The organism is Nocardia sp. NBC_01499, from assembly GCF_045040275.1.
GTDB lineage: Bacteria > Actinomycetota > Actinomycetes > Mycobacteriales > Mycobacteriaceae > Nocardia.
Window position 1 is genome coordinate 4,371,668 of record NZ_CP109426.1, and the last position, 18,811, is coordinate 4,390,478.

The following is an 18,811-nucleotide window of genomic DNA, read 5'->3' on the forward strand; positions in this document are numbered from 1 at the left end:
GTCGATTCTCCCCGATCCGCACGTGGACATCAGCTCGCGGCTCCCCGCCGACACTCGACTCCGCTCGCCGAGCGGACCGCGCCGACGGCGTGTACTCCCTGCCGCGACCGCACCTAGGTTACCGATCCGCCGGCACACCGCGGCGTGCTCACAGGGGGCCCGCCTCGGCCAAATCACCCATCGGGCCTGCCTCGGCCAGCTCCGCACCGCTGTCGAACGGTGCGTCCGGATTCTGTTCTCCTGGCATGTGTTTGGACTTGTGTTCGCCGTCTTCTTCCCGCCGCACGGGCGGCGAGGTGCCGACCCTGGCGTTCGGTTGGCCAGTGTTCTCCTCGGTGGCGTGCGGTTTCTCGACCGGCTTGTCCGCGGGGGGCGCGGTGGAGTCCGTCGGCGACGGCTTGTCACCGGATGTCGTTGGCGACGACTTGTCCCCAGGCGACGCGGGCGACGGCTTGTCACCGTGCGTCACGGATGACGGCTTTTCATCGTGCGACGCGTCACCCTTCGGCTTCTCGCCAGGCGAGTCGTCCTTCGGCTCGTGCACATCGATGACCGGCATCCCGTGCTCGTCCAGCCGCACGCTGAACTCCTGAGTCTTCCCGTCACCCTCCGACATCATCAGCTTCAGTTGACCGTCCGGCCCCATCTCGAACTTCAAATGCTTACCGGCGACATCGAATTCGGCCACGGGCTTGCCGTCCGGCTTCCCGTCACCGTCCTTGTCGACCGGCGTCGGATCGATCAGCCCCTCGACCGTCTTCACCGCATTGTCGACGCCATCCTTGACCATCCCGGACAGCGAACTGATCCCGGACTCGACCGCCTGACCGATCCCGGATGTCAACGGCGACAACTGACTCGCCACTTGACTGAGCGCCGGTAACCCCGCCAGCGACGAGGTATTCGGGACCGTCGGCGTCGAGGGCGTACTCGGCGTCGGCACCGTGCTCGCCGGAACAGTAGGTGTCGCGGGCGTGGATGGACTACTCGGCATCGACGGTGTCGGCGCGGTACTCGCCGGAACAGTTGGCGTCGACGGTGTCGGCGCGGTACCCGCCGGAACAGTTGGCGTTGACGGACTTCCGGGCGGTGCGGGCACCCCGGGGTCCTTCGGCGTGCCATCGTCCTTCGGCTTGTCAGGCGCCGGAACCCCTGTCGGACGCGGGTACGGCGCAACCGAAACTTGGCTCAGCGCACTGACGATCGGGGCGTAGACCTGCTTGACCGCCCCATCGGTCAGGTCGCACGCGTCGGTGAACTTCTGCACCTTGGCCAGGTAGTCGGGTTTGAACACGTTGTCCAGCCAATGCTGACAACGTGCCTGAATATGCTGCTGATAGTCCGATCCTGGCAGAATCCCCAGGATATTCCGCGCGGCCCAGGCATCAGATCCTCCGGTCAGATCCGGAAAGATTCGACCGAGCTTGCTGAGCAAGCTATCGTCCTGCCAACCATTGCTGACCGCGATACTCGTACCGGAAATGATGTCATCGATGTCTTCGGGAGACTTATCGGCAATCTTGATAGTTTCGCCGTTCTCCAGGATGTAGCGCACCACGTCCGCTTTGATCTTGACTGCGGACCGCAACCCATCCCCCGCCGCGGCGATCGCCTTCCAGGCCTCCCCCGCGGCCTTCCAATCCGCCGCCGCCTGATCGACCTGCTGGGTCAGCATGGTGGTTGCTGCCTCGGCAGCCGCACCTTCCCAACAACCCCAGAGCGCTCGCACCTGTCCGCGCTGCACGTCCAGCTGGGAGCCCGCATCCTGCAACACCACCTGGAGTTTCGCCGCAACGTTGCGCAGCTTCTCCTCGTTCATTCCGTTCTGCTCGTAAAACCGCTTGTGCAACTGCTGGTAGGTCGGCACACCCGCGACATCACCGAATGCACGCTTGAACCGCGGTTCGAACTTCTCGAAGTACAGCAGGCTCCGGGAGCCGATATTCAGATACTCGGCGACGGGCGCGGATGCGGGGACATCGAAAGTCATGACGGCGCCCGCTATGTCTTAGAGCCGTGGTCGAGCTTCGCGATATCGAACGATGTCTCTTGGTCGGTGTTCGAGTACTTCACCACCGCGGCCCCCACCACATCGCCCGTCGCCAGCGTCGCCTCCGACCAGTTCCCGAGCCACTTGTAGATCGTGTCGAGCCCGGCCTGAATCTGCCGCCCCTGATCGGCGTAGTTCGCACCGGCATCGGCCGGACCGAACGTGTTGTCGGCCACGTCCTTCGCACGATTCCGAACGGTCTGTCCGGATGTGCTCAGGTCGTTACCAAGTCGCCCCAACTCCCCAGTCTTGACGCCCACCAACTCGGATCCGGCCACGCGACCCCCTCCGTCCTCGCTTCGCACGATCTCCCCGGACTGACGTCGGCGCCGGGCGTCCCATACTTTCTTCGACGCGCCTCGCCGACGTTCGGTTCCATCGAATCCGCGGGGATTGTGCCAACCCCCACGCCGACGGACCTAGGTGCCGATCTTCCCGTGGTCGGTGCGCACCCACTCCGAGGACCCGTCGGGATGCCGGTGGAATTCCCACGCGGCGTAGTCGCCGTCGTGTTCGACGACCGTGACGTGGTCCGCGAGACCGTCGTGGTCGTAGTCGGTCCAGACCTGCATGGCGTCGCCGCCGTTGGTGGTGATGGTGTCGAGCGTGCCGTCACCGTCGATGTCCTGGGTCGGGTGGTGCAGTTCGATGGCACCGAGACCGTCCAGCGACGAGGACGCGTCGATGCCGGGTAGTTCCAGACCCGGCAATTCACCCGAGGTGATCATTACTCCTCCTCAGCAGGACTCGTGGTGCTGTTCGTCCGGCTACCGGACAAAAGCGCGTATCGCTCCATCCTGACATCCACGGGTGTCCGACGCAGCCCCCTGGGCGTTACTTCTTCGGCATCAGCAGCCACAACACCAGGTAGATGATGAACTGTGGGCCCGGCAACAGGCAGGAAAGCACGAAAAGCAGGCGAACGACATTGGCATTCCAGCCGAGATATTCGGCGATGCCGCCACAGACGCCGGCGATCCACTTGTCGTGGGTGGAGCGGGTGAAACGGCGGGTGGGTGCGGTCATGGTCTTCCCTCTCTGGTGATGATCTCTTCGAACTCCACTCTGCCGAGCCACCCGCCGCGACACATCGGTCCCGGGAGCTATGCCGACCCTGATTTCCTACAACCCTGGTTCAGGGTGTGACCCCGAGTCGCCGACCGGGTGCGGGGTGGGCTACTCGAACACGGCAGACTTATGGACGTGAGGGAGCGTCAGCGAGCGAACCGAAAATACAGCGTGCCTGTGCGCGCGACGGAGCCGAGCGTCAGCGAGGCGGAGTCGTGAGTACCACTCTGCATGCGCGCGGGCTGTCCGCAGGGCACGGCGAACGCACCCTGTTCGAGGACCTCGATCTCACCCTGGCGCCGGGTGACGTGATCGGCCTGGTCGGCGCGAACGGCGCGGGCAAGTCGACGCTGCTTCGCATGCTCGCCGACCGGCACACCCCGACCGGCAGCATCACGCTGAGCCCGCCCGACGCCACCGTCGGCTACCTCGCGCAGGAACCAGAGCGGGTGCCCGGCGAGACGGTCCTCGAATTCCTCGGTCGCCGAACGGGTGTCGCCGAGGCCCAGCGGACGATGGACGCCGCCGCCGAGCGCATCGCCGACGGCGGCGAGGACGAGTACTCGCCCGCACTGGAGCGCTGGCTCGCACTCGGCGGCGCGGATCTCGACCAGCGCGCCGCGGAGGTAGCCGCCGATCTCGGCCTGATCGCCAGCCTGCCCAACGGCCTCTACACCCCGATGACGGGCCTGTCCGGCGGCCAGGCCGCACGCGCGGGACTTGCCTCGGTGTTGTTGTCGCGCTTCGACATCCTGCTGCTCGACGAGCCGACGAACGACCTCGACCTGGACGGCCTGGCCCGGCTTGAACAGTTCGTCGCCGGTGTCCGGGTGCCGCTGGTGGTGATCAGTCACGACCGAGAGTTCTTGGCGCGCACCGTGAATCGGATCGTCGAGCTGGATCTGGCGCAGCAGCAGGTCGGGATCTACGACGGCGGCTACGAGGCGTATCTGATGGAACGCGAGATCGCCCGCCAGCACGCGCGCGAGGCCTACGAGGAGTTCGCCGACACCAAGGCTGGCCTGGAGGCGCGGGCGCAGATGCAGCGCAACTGGCTCGAACACGGCGTACGCAACGCCCGCCGCAAGGCGCGCGACCCGAAGAAGGTCGACTCGGACAAGGCGGGCCGCAAGATGCGCGCCGAGTCCACCGAGAAGCAGGCCGCCAAGGCTCGACAGACGCAGCGCCGCATCGAACGCCTCGACGCGGTGGAGGAGCCGCGCAAGGAGTGGGAGCTGCGGATGACCATCGGCAACGCGCCGCGCAGCGGATCGGTGGTTGCCACGCTGTCCGACGCGACGCTCACCCAGGGCGATTTCACCCTCGGCCCGATCACCGTCCAGGTCGACTGGGCCGACCGGATCGTGTTGACCGGCGCGAACGGCTCCGGCAAGTCAACGCTGCTCGCGCTGCTCCTTGGAAAGATCAAGCCGGACAACGGATCCGCCACGCTCGGCGCCGGCGTCGAGATCGGCGAGGTCGATCAGGCGCGCGGCCTGTTCCGTGGATCCACCTCGCTGGCCGACACTTTCGGCGCGCAGATGCCGGACTGGCCGGACGCCGAAGTCCGCACGCTGCTCGCCAAGTTCGGCCTGCGCGGCTCACATGCGTTGCGCGCCTGCGAAACCCTGTCCCCCGGTGAACGCACCCGCGCGGCCCTCGCGCTGCTGCAGGCCCGCGGCGTGAACCTGCTCGTCCTCGACGAACCGACCAACCATCTAGACCTGCCAGCCATCGAACAACTCGAGCAGGCCGTCGAATCCTTCACCGGCACACTGCTGCTGGTCACCCACGACCGCCGGATGCTGGACACCGTCGAGGCCACCCGCCGCTGGCACATGGACTTCGGCAAGCTCACCGAGACCACCTGACGAGCGGCACACCGAGCTTCGGCGGTTACCACTCGCTCAGCGGATTACCGGCTCAGACCGAGGCGACGCGCTTGGCGAGATCATCGGCCAGCTGCCTGGCCTGCGCCGGATCGGTGGCTTCGACCATCACCCGAACCAGTTGCTCGGTTCCGCTGGGGCGCAGCAGGACTCGGCCGGAGTCACCGAGGATCCGTTCGGCTTCCAGCACCGCGTCGCGGATTTCGGGTGCCGCCGCGACCAGCGACTTGTCGCTGACCGGCACGTTCACCAAAACCTGTGGCACCGTGTGCAATACGGCGGCCAGGTCGGCGAGGCCGCGCCGGGTTCGAGCCATCCGCGCCATCAGTTTCAGGCCGGTGAGGACGCCGTCGCCGGTGGTGCCGAACTTCGGGAAGATGACGTGCCCGGACTGTTCACCGCCCAGCGTGTAGCCGCCGCGACGAAGTTCCTCGAGCACATAACGGTCACCAACGGCGGTGGTGAGCAAGGTGATTCCGGCCTCGCGCATGGCGATGTGCAGGCCGAGGTTGCTCATCACGGTGCCGACGAGGGTGTTCTTCGCCAGCTCACCGGCCTCGTACATATCGAGGGCGAGGATCGCCAGGATGGCATCGCCGTCGACGACATTGCCGTCCGCGTCGGCCGCGAGACACCGGTCGGCGTCACCATCCAGGGCAAGCCCCAGATCGGCGCCGTGCTCGCGCACCGCCTGCTGCACGGTCGCCAAATGCGTTGAGCCGCAACCATCGTTGATATTGAGGCCGTCCGGTTCGGCGTTGATCGCGATCACCGTCGCGCCCGCCTCGCGGAACGCGGCGGGCCCGACCTCGGCGGCCGCGCCGTGCGCGCAATCGACCACTACGGTCAGCCCGGACAGGTCCTGCGCGGTCGCCTCGACCAGGTGCTCGACATACCGCTCATGGGTGCCAGCGACGCTGTACTGGTCCGGGATGACCTGCCCGTGGTCGCGCGCGCCGGACGCGTTGACGACGCGCCCGATGCCTCGGCCGGTCGGTCGCACCCCGACATCCTCGGCGAGCAGCGCCTCGATGCGGTCCTCGATGGCGTCGTCGAGCTTGTGCCCGCCCGCGGCGAAGATCTTGATGCCGTTGTCCGGCATGGGATTGTGCGAGGCGGAGATCATCACGCCGAAGCACGCGTCGTAAAGGCCGGTGAGGTAGGCGACAGCGGGGGTCGGCAGCACGCCGACCTGGAGCACGTTCACCCCGGCGGCGGTGAGCCCCGCGGTGACCGCGGCCTCCAGCATCTCACCGCTTGCCCTCGGATCGCGGCCGACGACCGCGAGGGGACGCTCCTTGCCACTGCTCAAAATCTGGGCGGCCGCACCCGAAACACGCAGCGCCAGTTCCGGACTCAACGACTCGTTGGCCAGCCCACGGATTCCGTCGGTGCCGAACAAACGTCCCATACCTCAGCCCCTCATCGGTGGATCCGCGGCACGCCCGAAGGCGACTGCCTCTGTTGCCACGAAGGGCACCCGAAACGCCGCGGCTTGATACAGCACGAGAGCAGGCGACCAGCCGTTGCTGGAAGCCTGCTCTCGTACAGGTTGCCCGCCGACCGTACCGCCCCCAGCACCAGGGTGCCGGATGACGGTGGTCGGCGAAGCCAAAATCAGCGCTTCGAGTACTGCGGCGCCTTGCGCGCCTTCTTCAGACCGTACTTCTTACGCTCGACGGCACGCGGGTCACGCGTCAGGAAGCCGGCCCGCTTCAGGGCGGGACGGTCGTCCGGGGTGACCTCGATCAGCGCGCGGGCGATGGCAAGACGCAGGGCGCCGGCCTGTCCCGACGGGCCGCCACCGTGCAGCAGGGCGACGATGTCGAAGCTCTCGGCCCGCTCGACGGTCACCAGCGGCGACTTGACCAGCTGCTGGTGCACCTTGTTCGGGAAGTAGTCCTCGATGGTGCGGCCGTTGAGCACGAAGTTGCCGGAGCCCGGCACCATGCGCACGCGAACGACGGCTTCCTTACGACGGCCGACGGTCTGCACCGGGCGGTCGATCACGACGGGAGCGAAGGTCTCGACAGCGACCTCGGCCTCTTCGTAGCCTTCGCCGTCCTCGACAACCTCGGCGGCGTCGAATTCCTCGACGACGGCTTCCTCGTTGAATTCCTCAGGAGCGGTCACTGGGCCACCTGCTTGATCTCGAATGGAATGGGCTGCTGAGCGGCGTGCGGGTGGTTCGGGCCTGCGTAGACCTTCAGCTTGCCCGCGATCGCGTTGCCGAGCTTGTTCTTCGGGATCATGCCCTTGACGGCCTTCTCCACGAGCCGATCCGGACGGCTCTCCAACACCTGACCGACAGTGCGCGACTTGAGGCCGCCCGGGTGCCCGCTGTGGTGGTGGATCAGCTTGTCCGCCTTCTTGTTGCCGCTGATGGCAACCTTGTCGGCGTTGATGATGATGACGAAATCGCCACCGTCGAAGTTCGGTGCGTAGGTCGGCTTCGTCTTGCCACGCAGCAGGTTCGCTGCTTGAACGGCGAGACGGCCGAGCACTACGTCAGTGGCGTCGATGACGTACCACTTGCGGGTCACGTCACCCGCCTTGGGGCTGTACGTAGGCACAGTGCTTCCCTGTCTGTAGTCGGTGTTGCCGGCCAGGCATGTGGTCGAAGCTCCCGGCGGCCGGTGGAGACCCGGGATTCGATTGCACGACCGGTTGCCCGGCCGTCCATACGCCAACGAGCCACACTACCAGCCCGTATCGGCCGAGCAGAAATCGAGTCAGATCTCGATCGGCGGCCCTGGATCGATGGCTCGACGGGGGCCGGGCAGCAGGTAACGCAGGGTGTCCATGCCGGGCGGCTTGCAGTCGGCGTCCGCGGTCCCCCGGTCGTTGCGCCCGCCGCCCGCCGAGTTCCCGTGCGCGGACGAGATGCCGGGACGGACCTCGTTGGTCACATACGGCGTCAGCGGGCAGGCGATCGGATCGGCCGCGGTCGACGGTGCCGCCGTCATGGTCACCTCGGCCGCGGTCAGCTCGACGCGATCACCGCCGGACGGCAGCGCGACCACCGCCAGCGCCAGCGCGCCGACCACCGTGTGCGCCCCGAACAGGTTGTCCTTCATCTTGTTCCAGAGCTTCCCCTTGCGGGGCCGGTCCTCGTCGTCGTCCTCGGACTCGGGCTCGCGCCACCCGTGTCGCCCGGATTCGGTGTCGGACTGCGGTGCCTGATACTGCCGCGCGCCGGACGTCTGGCCGGGCGGCGGCCCGCTCTGCGGCGAGCTGCCGGGGCCACCCTGTTCCTCGGGGTACTGACCCGGCGGCCGGGTGAAGCGCTCGGCGAGATTCGGCGGGAGCCGAGGCACCTCGTCGCGGGTGATCCTGGTCGTCGGTTCCTCGCCCTGCGTCGGATAGCCGGGCCCGTACTGCACAGGCGACGCCGTTCGCGGCGGGGACGGATCCATGTGGGGTTGTGGCACGTCCGTTCGGCGCTGTGACGACTCCGCTTGGCGCTGCGCCGATTCGGCCTGCCGGTGCGCTGCCCCCGCTTGACGCTGTCCGGGTGCGGCCTGCTGCGGCGCGGATTCGGCCCGGTAGTGCCCGGCCGGGTCGCGGTACTGCGGCCCCGGGTCCTGGAACTGTGTCGGGTCGACCCTCGGCTGCGCTGGCTCGGCATGCCGACCCGACGGTTCCGGCTCGGCCGCCTCGGTATCGGTCACCAGCAGGTGTGCCGCCCCGAGCACGAGCGCGTGCATCGGATGGTCGGCGACCTGTAGCCGGTGGCCGAGGTGGTTCTGGAAGGCAAGCCGCAGCGCGTCGTTGAAGCACACGTTGCCCGACAGCAGCACCGTCGAGGTGTCCGCGCCGATCGAGCGGGCCGCGGCCATCACCTCGATCACCACGTTGTCGGCGGACCTGGCGTCGCGCATGGACTCCATGGTCACCGGCACGTCGACCGATTCGGTCGGTTGTTCGTCGTCGCCGTGCACCGCGACGACGAGCACGGTCCGGCCGTCGGAGTACACGCCGGTCGCGCCGATGCCGTGCGGCCTGGCCTGGTCCGGCGGGTGCACCAACCCGAGCGCGCGCACATACCCCGACAACGCGACGCTCTCCGGCAGCGGCTCGACGGTCACATCGAGCTGTTCCACCAGCGCGGCGTACACCTCGACCTTCTCGTCCGGCCAGCCGTCCGGGAACGGCAGCGCGACGATGTCCGGCTTGCCGCGCAGATGCTTACCGATCGCGGCAAGCGGGTTGTACATCCTGGCCCGGAACACCAGTTCCGCCGGCCAGGTCGCCCCGGCGACCACGATCTGTGGGTGGCCGAGGATGTCGCGCACGTCGGCGATCGCCATGCCGAGGTCCGGCCGCTGCCGGTCCACCCCGGCGGTGTGCAACCGCCCCGACGAATCCGCCAGCAGATACGCCGGCGGTGTCCACATACCTTCCACCTGAACCGGGCGGATCGGTGTGCCACCACCACCCGCGGCCACGGACACCACATCCCAGCCGAGATGTACCGCCCCTACTCGCACCGTCACAGGCATAAGTGTGCCTGCTGTGCGGCCGAGATGCTTGCTGTTGTCCGGAGCCCCCGGTAGTGGCCCGAAATTCGGTCGCCCATCACGCCACCGACGACTTCAGTCGCAATCGCCGCCAGGTGAGAACGGCGAGCACCGCGGTGATCAGCAGCAGCGCGCCGACGTCCAAGGCCCAGATGCCCGCCGTGTGCTGCCACAACGTGTCGGGCTGCGCGTTGGGGAACACCTCACGAATGTTCACCGTCGACGCACCGGCCGCATAGCCCCAGCGCGCCGGGAACAACCAGGACACCTGCTCGAGCACCACCCGGCCGGTGACCGGGATCAACCCGCCCGCCATCACCAGCTGGACCATGATGGCGACCACGAGCAGCGGCATCACCTGCTCGTTCGACTTCGCCACCGACGAAAGCAGCAGGCCGACAACGACACAGCACACCGCGGTCAACGCGATGTCGATGTACAGCTCCCCGCTGCCTGAGCCGAGCACCGCCCCCTCGTCCGGCCGTTTCTTGCCGGCGAGCACGATGCCGACCAGCACCGCCGACTGCAGCAGCGCGGTGATACTGAACACCGCGACCTTCGCCGACAGATACGCCGACGGCAGCAGCCCGACCGCGCGTTCGCGCTGGAAGATGGTGCGCTCGCCGACCAGGTCACGCACGGTGAGCGTGGACCCCATGAAGCAGGCGCCGAGGATGAGCACCACGAGTAGCTGCTGGGTCTCGCCGCCGCCGGTTGGCACAAAGGTGCCGTCCGGCAACGCTTTCAGCGCGCCGCGCTGGAAACCGTCCTTGCCTGGCACCACCAGCGACAGCGCGCCGAGGATGAACGGCAGGATCACCAGGAACGATAGATAGCCGCGGTCGGCCAGGATCAGCCGGATCTGCCTGCGCGACAGCGTCGAGAACTGTTTGCCGCCACTGGATTGCGGTGGCGAGCCCGCTGACCCGTATTGCTGGGGTGGCGGTGGTGGGGGCGGCGCGAACGCCTGCCTGGATCGGTAGGCGGCGAACGCCTGATCCGGGTTGGCGGCCACGTTGGCGAAGATCTCGGCCCAATCGGTGGTGCCGAGCGCGTTGCCGACACCGGCCGGGTTGCCGCAGTAGGCCGTCTTGCCGCCGGGCGCGAGCAGCAGCACCTGGTCGCACATGTCCAGGTGCGCGATGGAGTGGGTCACCACGATCACCACGCGGCCCGCGTCGGCCAGCTCGCGCAGCATCACCATCACCTGGCGGTCAAGCGCCGGGTCGAGGCCCGAGGTCGGCTCGTCCAGGATCAGCAACGAGGGTCCGGTGAGCAGTTCCAGCGCGACCGACGCGCGTTTGCGCTGGCCGCCGGAGAGCCGGTCCACCCTGGTGTCGGCGTGCTCGGTCAGCGAAAGCTCTTTCAGCACACCGTCGATCACCTGCTGACGGTCGGCCCTGCTGTTGTCCGGCGGCAGCCGCAGCTCGGCCGCGTAGCCGAGCGCCTGACGCACGGTGAGCTGCCGGTGCAGCACATCGTCCTGCGGCACCATGCCGATCCGGGAGCGCAGCGCCTCGTACTCGGCGTGCAGGTTGCGGCCCTCGAAGGTGACCACACCGCCGGACGGACGGGTGGTGCCCGCGATCAACCTGGACAGCGTCGACTTGCCGGCGCCGGACGGACCGATCAACGCGGTCAGCGTGCCCCGGCTTGCCTGCATATTGACATCGACGAGCAGCTGCTTGTTGCCCTCGACGGTGAACCCGACCCCGTGCACCGCGAGGCCCTGCTCGGCCACCGGCTTCTGCCGAAGGACCAAAGTGCCCTGCTGGACAACGAAGTCGATATTGCCGATGGTGATGATGTCGCGCTCGCGCAGCACCGACCGCTGCTGACGATGGCCGTTGACGAAGGTGCCGTTCGCGGAGCCGAGGTCCTCGATGGTCAGTCCGTCGGTGGCGGCAACGAGACGCGCGTGCTTGCGCGAGGCCAGCGGATCGTTGACGACGATCTGGTTGTCGGTGGTGCGCCCGATCGTCAAACCGCCGGCGGGCAGGCGGTCGCCCCGCGCGATCGCCGCGGTGGACGCCCGCGTGCGCACCGGCGGCATGTTCGAGGTGTCGGCCCGGGTGGTCAGGTTGACATTGACCTGCGGCTGCGCGTCCTGCGGCGGTTGATACGCCGGGCGCTGGAACTGCTGGGCGGGCCGCTGCGCCGACATCGGCGGCTGTCCCGACTGGGGTGGCCGCACCGAAGGCCGCTGCGGGGGCTGCGGATTCGCGGGCAAGAGATGGAGCAACGGTCCGCTGATCGCGTCACCGAGACGCACCTGCGTCGGCCGATCGATCGATACCGCCTGGGTCAGTCTGCGCGCGTCGACGAACACGCCGTTCGTGCTTCCGTTGTCGGTCAACACCCAGGCGCTACCCTGCCAAGCGAGCGTCGCGTGTACCCGCGAAACCAGCGGGCTGTCGACGAAAAGCGTCACCTCCGGTGCACGGCCCATGGTGACCTGCTGGCTCGAATCGAATACTCGTTCGTTCCCATCATGGCGCACGGTGATGGTCTGCGCCCCCGGTGAAGACATGCGGGCGATACTATTCCATCACCCGGACATCGGCGGTGCCCCCGACGCGCCTTTTGCCCCGATCCGGCGACGATTGTGAACGCGATACCGGTCGACTAGGGGGAGCTTTGTCGAAAATCCGTGCGACGGCGATCATTACCGCCGTCCTGATCGTTGTGGTGCTGGTCGCGGGCTGCACCAAGCTGGTCGACGGCCGTGCCGTCTCCATCTATGACGACCCGTTCAAGGTCGCGGGACTGCCAACTACCAGCGGTCCGAGCGGCCCGAGGGCCGGTGTCGAGAACAGCCCCCTCAAGGCCACCAATGGCGACGGCGGCCCCGAAGACACCCTGGCCCTCAACGCCGTTGACGATATCCAGACCTACTGGCATGCCGAATTCGGCAAGGAATTCCAGAGCGGCGATTTCAAGCCGGTCGACACCCTGCTGTCCTGGAGCGCGAAGGCGCCACGCAGCGATGCGCGTGAATTCTGTAAGGAGACCACCTTTCACCTGGTGAACGCCGCCTACTGCCGGTTGGACAACTCCATCGGCTGGGACCGCTCCGTGCTGCTGCCCGCCATGACCGACACCTTCGGCCAGATGGCCGTTGTCATGGTGCTCGCGCACGAATACGGGCACGCGGTGCAGACCATGGCGAGGCTCGTCGGCGCCAAAGACCCGGTGATCGTCAAGGAACAGCAGGCCGACTGCTTCGCAGGCGCTTTCATGCGCTCGGTCGCCGAGGGCAAATCCAAGCACTTCACCATCAATACCTCCGACGGCCTCAACAACGTGCTCGCCGCCACCGTCGCCATCCGCGACTCCGACCCGAGCGATCCGGAGAGCGTGCACGGCTCGGCCTTCGAACGCGTCACCGCGGTGCAGGCCGGTTTCACCGATGGCGCCAAGGGGTGCAAGCGCATCGACATGGCCGAGATCAACCAGCGGCGCGGCGCTTTGCCGAAGGACTTCAACGGTGACACCGGCCGCGGCGAATACGAGATCAACAAGGACACCCTGATCGAACTCAGCAAGGCGCTCGGCGCGCTGCTGCCGACCAAGCCCTCGCCGACCTATGACTACTCCGGCGCGAAGATCAACTGCCCCAACGGCGTCGTCACCGAACCGGTCAGCTATTGCCCCGATACCAACACCATCGGCACCGACATTCCGTCGCTGGCCCAGCGCGGCACCTCGAACTGGGATGTCGACGATCCGTTGCCGTTGAAGGTGACGGGTGACTACAACGGCTACATCGTCTTCATTTCCCGATACACCCTCGCGGTGCAGAAGAACCACGGCCAACAGCTCATCGGCCCCAAGACCGGCCTGCGCGCGGCCTGCCTGGCCGGCGTGGTCACCGGCAAGCTCGCGGCGCCGAACCGGCCAACCTCGCAGGGCGATATCGGCCTTGCCGCAGGCGATCTCGATGAGGCGGTGTCCGGCCTGCTCACCGATGGTTTGGCCGCAAGCGACGTCAAGGGCGACACCGTGCGCAGCGGCTTCGCCCGTGTCGACGCGTTCCGCGCCGGCGTGATCAATGGCGAAAAGACCTGCACGTCACGGTATTCGTAGTCGGTCGCTAGCCGCCGAACGGCGGTGGGGCGGTGAGCTCGAAGCGCAGGACACGGTTGCCGAGCATGACCTCGGCGCCGGGGACGAGGACCATGGATTGGTTGGGGGCCAGGCGAATCCAGTCGCGGTAGCCGGGCAGGCGGGTGCGGGTGCCGTTGGTCGAGCCGCGATCCACCACGGTCACATCCCAATTCAGCAGGTGGATCTCGGCGTGCGCGCGGGACATGCCACCGGAGGAGTCTTCGACGCGCAGCGGGACCAGGCCGCGGTGCGCGGCGTCGGAATGTTCTGGGTCGCGCCCGATCACGGCGTCCGCGGCGAGCACGTAGGTCATGCCGTCGTCGAGGACAAGCATGCCGAGCGGCGGGCGGATCACCTCGATCAACGCCTGGGTCTGGTCAACCGGCATGCCGCACACCGTGCAGAACGCCGCGCGCGGATCGCTGGGATGCGCTCTGGCGCACTTGAATCCCATCACCTTGACGGTGAGCGCGGTGGCCTTGGCGGTCGCTTCCAATCGGCGCTGCAACTCCGGATCCGGCGGTGGCGCCGGAGTGGTGCCGCTCAACTCGGTCTGCGCGTGCTGTGGATCGCCGCCGGGTCCATGGGTGGCGGTGGATGCCTGACTTCCGGTGTGCGGCTCCGGTTCTCGCGGCGGGTCCTGGTCGATGCGCGCGGTCGGCAACCGTTCCTCGTCGTCGCGCCGATGCGTTCCCTCGCGCGGCAGCCCCGACAGTGCCATGGTCCGCGCCTCGTCGGACCAGACGATCGCGCCGCCCGCCTGCGCGATGCCCTCGACCAGCCAGCCGATGCCGCGCTGCGCGGGTAGCTCGGGGATGCGGCCCTTCGCGTCGTCGACGAACAACGCGACGGCCCGCGCTGGCACGCCAGCAACCCGGTCGACGGTGAACGCCGCGTCACCGCCCCGCCATCGCTCGACCGTGCCGTCCCCGGCCAGCACCGCCGTCACCGCGCCGTGCAGAAAGATCGCCACCCCACCGTTTTCCGCGACGGACAGAATGCCGAAATCGATCGGCTCCCCCGGACTGATCCGCTCGGCATGCTTCATCAACCACCGGGTGGCCTGGCGAGCAACCAGCACCCCCGCCCCCTTCGGCTCCGACTCGATCGCCTCGCGCACCACCTCGGCCAACGATGCCAAGGCGAGCATGGCGGGCGAATCCGGTGTCGGCCTGCCCTGTCCGCGATGCGCGACAACCACGACCGCCCCCGCGACGCGGGCCACCGCGTGACCACCGACGACGACCTCGACCTGCCGATCCATCAAAGGAATCGGCCTCTACCGAGCGCGCGGTGCCGGGTCGTCGTCACACGAACAAGGGTATTGCAATCCCACAACTATCGACCCCCTCTCAGGCGTCCGTCCGATAACTTCAGTGGCAGCACGTGAAGAAACGAGGACCCGTCATGGTTCGGACATCGCGTATCGCGCTCACCGCATCGTGTATCGCATTGACTGGTCTATTAACCGGCTGCGGCGGTCTACATGGCACCGCCACCGCGGGCGAAATCGATGTCCGCCAGCTAGAAGTCGGGACCTACGCGGTCGACCGCCACCAGTACAACCAGGACCCCGGCGACAAAGCCGCGCTGCTCGAGGGCATGCGCATGTCCGACGCGGTGGTCCCGACCGTGCAGATCGATCCGTCGCTCGGGGTCGGCCGTGGCAGCACCGTGGTGGCCGACGCCGACCAGGCGCTCGATTTCGTCGCCAAGACCTCCAAGCCGATCTTCGACAACCGCAAGCTGATCACCGGCTATGCCGCCAGCGGCGCCGACCAGCCCGACCCGGCCGGACAGACCAACCCAGCGCCCAACGCCACCGCGGTCACCGACGCGGTGTTCCGCTTCCCGGACCCGGCGACCGCGAAACTCGCCGCCCGCGAGCTGGAGGACGTCGACATCGCCATCTCGCCGGACAACCGTAAGCTGCCATCGACCGCGTACCCGGACGCCTATATCCATTGGCGCCCAGGCATTCCCACCGTCGGCACCTTCATGGCCTACAAGGAATTCGTCATCTCCCTGTTCATCCAGCGCCCGACCGCCGACAGCGCCGACCTGGTCGGCTGGGTCGACAAAACCCTCGCCGCCGAGGTCCCCCAGCTGGACAAGTTCCAGGCGACGCCGCAGGACCAGATCAAAGACCTGAAGGTCGATCCCGAGGGACTGCTCGCCCGCGTCGCCGTCAGCGACCGCAACAACCGCACCCCCGACGCCGCCACCTTCGCCATCTTCGGCCCGCACCACATGGTGAATCGCGCCGAGGACGAATCCGCGCACCTGCGCCTTGTCGATGACGCGGGCGTCGACCGTCAAGCCGTCGCCGACGACAGTTACGTCGCACGCGCGAGAGATACCGCCGCCGCCCGGAAACTGGACGACGGCCTGATGGACAGCGAAGGCGCACACTATGATTCGCTGCCAGCGCCGAAGGACGTCCCCGACGCCAAATGCCTGCAGCTCAACGGAACGGGCAACCCGGACCGCGAATACAAGTTCCGGTGCTACGTCTCGTACAAACGTTATGTCGGTGTCGTGACCAGCGACAAAGAACCGGATGTCCGACAGAAAGTGGCCGCCGAGTACGCGCTGCTCGCGAACAGTCTGTGAGGTCGGCCCCGCACGTTGTGGCCGGGTGCCGAGGCAGGTGGTGACGTAGGATTCCGCGGGAACCACAGCCGTTAGGGGAGGATGTTGCAGCTGCGCGCGAACTCGCTGCCGCACCGGACGGTGTATGCCCTGGTGATGGCGGCACTGGTGTTCGTCAGCGGCGGCTGCGGGTCGGATGAGCAGGCCGCGGCCGCTGCCATCGATCTGAGTAAGCTCGATATAGGGAATTACGATGCCGCACCGCGCCAATTGGGCACGGTGAAAAGCCTCGAGCAGGCCCGGATAATCGAGGCGGAACGGCTCGGCAATTTCGTGCCAGCACCGCTGGATATCGACCCTCGGTTCGCGCACGGCAATCCGTTTGTCGCCACGGTATTCACCGATCCGAAGTTCGCCCTCGGCAAGATCATGGCCGTCGACCGGTTCGCCGAGGCCGCACCGGATTTCGTCGCCGGGTTCCAGAGCTATGGCCGCACCGATGCCGACACCAAGGGCATCGATCTGATGAACGCCGTCATGATCTTCCCGGACGAGCAGAAGGCCACCGACGCCGCCGCGGCGCTGGAACGGGTCGACCACGAGGCCAGCGATCGCAACACCGCCGTGCCGATACCGAAATACCCTGCGGCGCATGCTCATTGGCAACCGGACCAGCAGTCGATCGGATCCTGGTATGCCACCGGCAAATTCGTCGTCTACACGTGGATCTATGACTACCTGAAGGTCTACCTGGAGAAGGTCGACCTGCCCCCAATGGTCGCGCTGGTCCAGCAGAGCCTCGACACGGTGGTTCCGTCCATCGCCAAGTTCAGCCCGACCCCACCCGACCAACTCATGAGCCTGCAGATCGACATGGACGGCATGCTCAACCGCACCATCGCGCGGCCCAAGGAAGACTCGTGGCTCAATCCGCCCGGCGCGTACAACGGCCGCACCGCGCTCCATTTCGTCAATGACCCACCCGGCACCCTCGGCGACATCGAGAAGGCGGGCGCGGACAGGTACGCGACGAACGGCGTCGACCTGTACCGAGCCCGCGACGCCACCGCTGCCGCGGCACTGCAGAAGGCCATCGGCGGCCTCACCAAGCGATTCAAGAGTGCCGCCGCCCCGGCGAACCTTCCTGCCGCCGACTGTCACGAATACATCGGACGGGAAATGATGGCGATCCGTTTCTACTGTTCGGTGGCCTATGACCGCTACGCCGCGTTCTCCGCGTCACCGCAGTTATTGGACGCGCAGCAGCGGATTTCGGCCGAGTACGCGTTGCTGGTGAATACCCGATGAGGCGCGCGTTCGTGCTGCCGTTCGCCGTCCTGCTCGCGGCGGGCGTCACCGCCTGTGGATCCGCCGTGTCCGGCACGTCGCAGCCCGCCGAGGTCGACATTCGCAAGCTCGACACCGGGTCCTACCCCACCGAGCCGCTCAACGCGCACGACGACGACTATCAGCCTGGTTTCATAGACATGCCACACATCGCCGCAATGCGGTTGTCGGACTACGTATTGCCGCCCTACGAAATAGACCCGAACCTGAAATACGGCCAACTGCCTTTCGAGATATCACCCGGACTGCTGCCAGGCGAACTCGGCGCCGAAGCGGAGATGAAGCCGATCGTCGAGCGGAACAAATTGCTGTTCGGTTTCAAGACAACCGGTTTCGATCAGCGGACGTCGATCGTTCCCTCCGCCTGGCCGATCAAGACACAGCAGGACACGACGACGATCTCGACGATGGTCATGCAGTTTCCCGACACCGAGCGGGCAGCGGCGGCCGCGACCGAATTCTATGACGCGGATCTGAACGCCAACCGCGAACACAACCAGCCGGTTCCCCTGCCGAAATACAGCTCAGCCCACGCCCATTGGCGCCCGGACGCGCCGTTCCTGCGCACCACCCTCGCACACGGACCCTACGTCGTCGCCCTTCTCGTCTCCACCAACGCACCGGACCTCAACGCACTCACCGCACTGGCCGAAAAGACCTATGACGCACAGCTTCCCGTGCTCGACCAGCTGAAGCCGCTGACCGACGAAGAAGTATTCCATTTGCCGTGGGACGCCGACCATCTGCTGAGCCGCGCATTGAATCCGAGCAAGTTCGAAACTCCGGCAATCGGCAGTCAGGCGCTCTACGGTTTGCGCGGCATCGTCCAATATGCCCCTGACCTGAGTATCGCGAAGCAGCGTTTCAGCGCGATGAACGCGGACCGATTCGCCGTTTCCGACGGCACGATCGTTGCCCGCACACCTGACTCGGCCGCCGCGAAGAAGATTGTCACCGAACGACTGACCCCAGCGCCGGTAGCGCACGATGCCGATGCCCCACCGAATGTGCCTGATTCGGCCTGCGTCGAGAACAAACGCGACCCGTTCGACGCCACTATGGCACGATTCACCTGCGTCGTCGCCTATCGCCAATACGCGGGATTCGTGACCGGAAACCAGCTGCTCGACGTGCAGCAACGCGCCGCGGCCCAGTACGCAATCTTCGCGAACAGCCGGTAATGCGACGCCACCATCGCATTCCGACCGGTCCAGTATGCTGCCGCGAGGGGAGCACCA

The 18,811-nt window shown here is 66.9% G+C and carries 15 protein-coding genes; 5 read left to right on the forward strand and 10 right to left on the reverse strand.

Going from position 1 to position 18,811, the window contains the following annotated elements:
* Positions 1–148: 148 nt before the first annotated feature.
* The 4 genes from OG203_RS20210 to OG203_RS20225 all read right to left on the reverse strand — a co-directional run bounded on the left by OG203_RS20210 (position 149) and on the right by OG203_RS20225 (position 3,076).
* Positions 149–1,990 carry a hypothetical protein gene (locus OG203_RS20210; RefSeq protein WP_405167192.1) on the reverse strand — a complete coding sequence of 614 codons (1,842 nt, stop codon included), beginning with the start codon at positions 1,988–1,990 and terminating at the stop codon, positions 149–151.
* 11 nt (positions 1,991–2,001) lie between these two features.
* Complete coding sequence (locus tag OG203_RS20215; RefSeq protein ID WP_405167193.1) at positions 2,002–2,226, reverse strand: hypothetical protein; 225 nt, start codon at positions 2,224–2,226, stop codon at positions 2,002–2,004.
* 243 nt (positions 2,227–2,469) lie between these two features.
* Complete coding sequence (locus OG203_RS20220; protein WP_405167194.1) at positions 2,470–2,778, reverse strand: DUF6802 family protein; 309 nt, start codon at positions 2,776–2,778, stop codon at positions 2,470–2,472.
* A 106-nt stretch (positions 2,779–2,884) separates the two neighbouring features.
* Positions 2,885–3,076, reverse strand: coding sequence for a PspC domain-containing protein (locus tag OG203_RS20225; protein WP_357386371.1), 192 nt, complete (start codon positions 3,074–3,076; stop codon positions 2,885–2,887).
* A gap of 257 nt (positions 3,077–3,333) precedes the next feature.
* On the opposite strand from OG203_RS20225, the gene OG203_RS20230 reads away from it, so the two are divergent.
* Entirely contained in the window at positions 3,334–4,989 is a 1,656-nt protein-coding gene (locus tag OG203_RS20230) for an ABC-F family ATP-binding cassette domain-containing protein (protein WP_405167195.1), read from the forward strand.
* 52 nt (positions 4,990–5,041) lie between these two features.
* Here the strand turns inward: OG203_RS20230 and glmM are convergent, their stop codons facing one another.
* The 5 genes from glmM to OG203_RS20255 form a co-directional block, all read right to left on the reverse strand.
* Positions 5,042–6,418 carry a phosphoglucosamine mutase gene (gene glmM / locus OG203_RS20235; protein WP_405167196.1) on the reverse strand — a complete coding sequence of 459 codons (1,377 nt, stop codon included), beginning with the start codon at positions 6,416–6,418 and terminating at the stop codon, positions 5,042–5,044.
* Between the two features lie 206 nt (positions 6,419–6,624).
* Entirely contained in the window at positions 6,625–7,140 is a 516-nt protein-coding gene (gene rpsI / locus OG203_RS20240) for a 30S ribosomal protein S9 (RefSeq protein ID WP_405167197.1), read from the reverse strand.
* Entirely contained in the window at positions 7,137–7,580 is a 444-nt protein-coding gene (gene rplM, locus OG203_RS20245; RefSeq protein WP_218474021.1) for a 50S ribosomal protein L13, read from the reverse strand. Before rplM ends, rpsI begins: the two co-directional genes overlap by 4 nt.
* A 159-nt stretch (positions 7,581–7,739) precedes the next feature.
* On the reverse strand, positions 7,740–9,509 hold the full coding sequence (locus OG203_RS20250; protein ID WP_405167198.1) for a hypothetical protein: 1,770 nt from the start codon (positions 9,507–9,509) through the stop codon (positions 7,740–7,742).
* 76 nt (positions 9,510–9,585) lie between these two features.
* Positions 9,586–12,057 (reverse strand): FHA domain-containing protein, encoded by a 2,472-nt coding sequence (locus tag OG203_RS20255; protein ID WP_405167199.1) that lies wholly within the window; start codon positions 12,055–12,057, stop codon positions 9,586–9,588.
* 107 nt (positions 12,058–12,164) lie between these two features.
* Here OG203_RS20255 and OG203_RS20260 point away from each other — a divergent pair, with 107 nt between their 5' ends.
* Positions 12,165–13,613: a metallopeptidase gene (locus tag OG203_RS20260; protein WP_405167200.1), complete on the forward strand. Its 1,449-nt coding sequence runs from the start codon at positions 12,165–12,167 to the stop codon at positions 13,611–13,613.
* A gap of 7 nt (positions 13,614–13,620) precedes the next feature.
* Here OG203_RS20260 and OG203_RS20265 read toward each other — a convergent pair whose 3' ends face one another.
* Entirely contained in the window at positions 13,621–14,898 is a 1,278-nt protein-coding gene (locus OG203_RS20265; protein WP_405167201.1) for an FHA domain-containing protein, read from the reverse strand.
* Between the two features lie 188 nt (positions 14,899–15,086).
* Here OG203_RS20265 and OG203_RS20270 point away from each other — a divergent pair, with 188 nt between their 5' ends.
* The 3 genes from OG203_RS20270 (at position 15,087) to OG203_RS20280 (ending at position 18,754) form a co-directional block, all read left to right on the forward strand.
* Positions 15,087–16,247, forward strand: a complete 1,161-nt coding sequence (locus OG203_RS20270) for a hypothetical protein (RefSeq protein WP_405167202.1) — start codon at positions 15,087–15,089, stop codon at positions 16,245–16,247.
* Between the two features lie 81 nt (positions 16,248–16,328).
* On the forward strand, positions 16,329–17,534 hold the full coding sequence (locus OG203_RS20275; protein ID WP_405167203.1) for a hypothetical protein: 1,206 nt from the start codon (positions 16,329–16,331) through the stop codon (positions 17,532–17,534).
* Positions 17,531–18,754, forward strand: coding sequence for a hypothetical protein (locus tag OG203_RS20280; protein ID WP_405167204.1), 1,224 nt, complete (start codon positions 17,531–17,533; stop codon positions 18,752–18,754). Before OG203_RS20275 ends, OG203_RS20280 begins: the two co-directional genes overlap by 4 nt.
* Positions 18,755–18,811 lie beyond the last annotated feature (57 nt).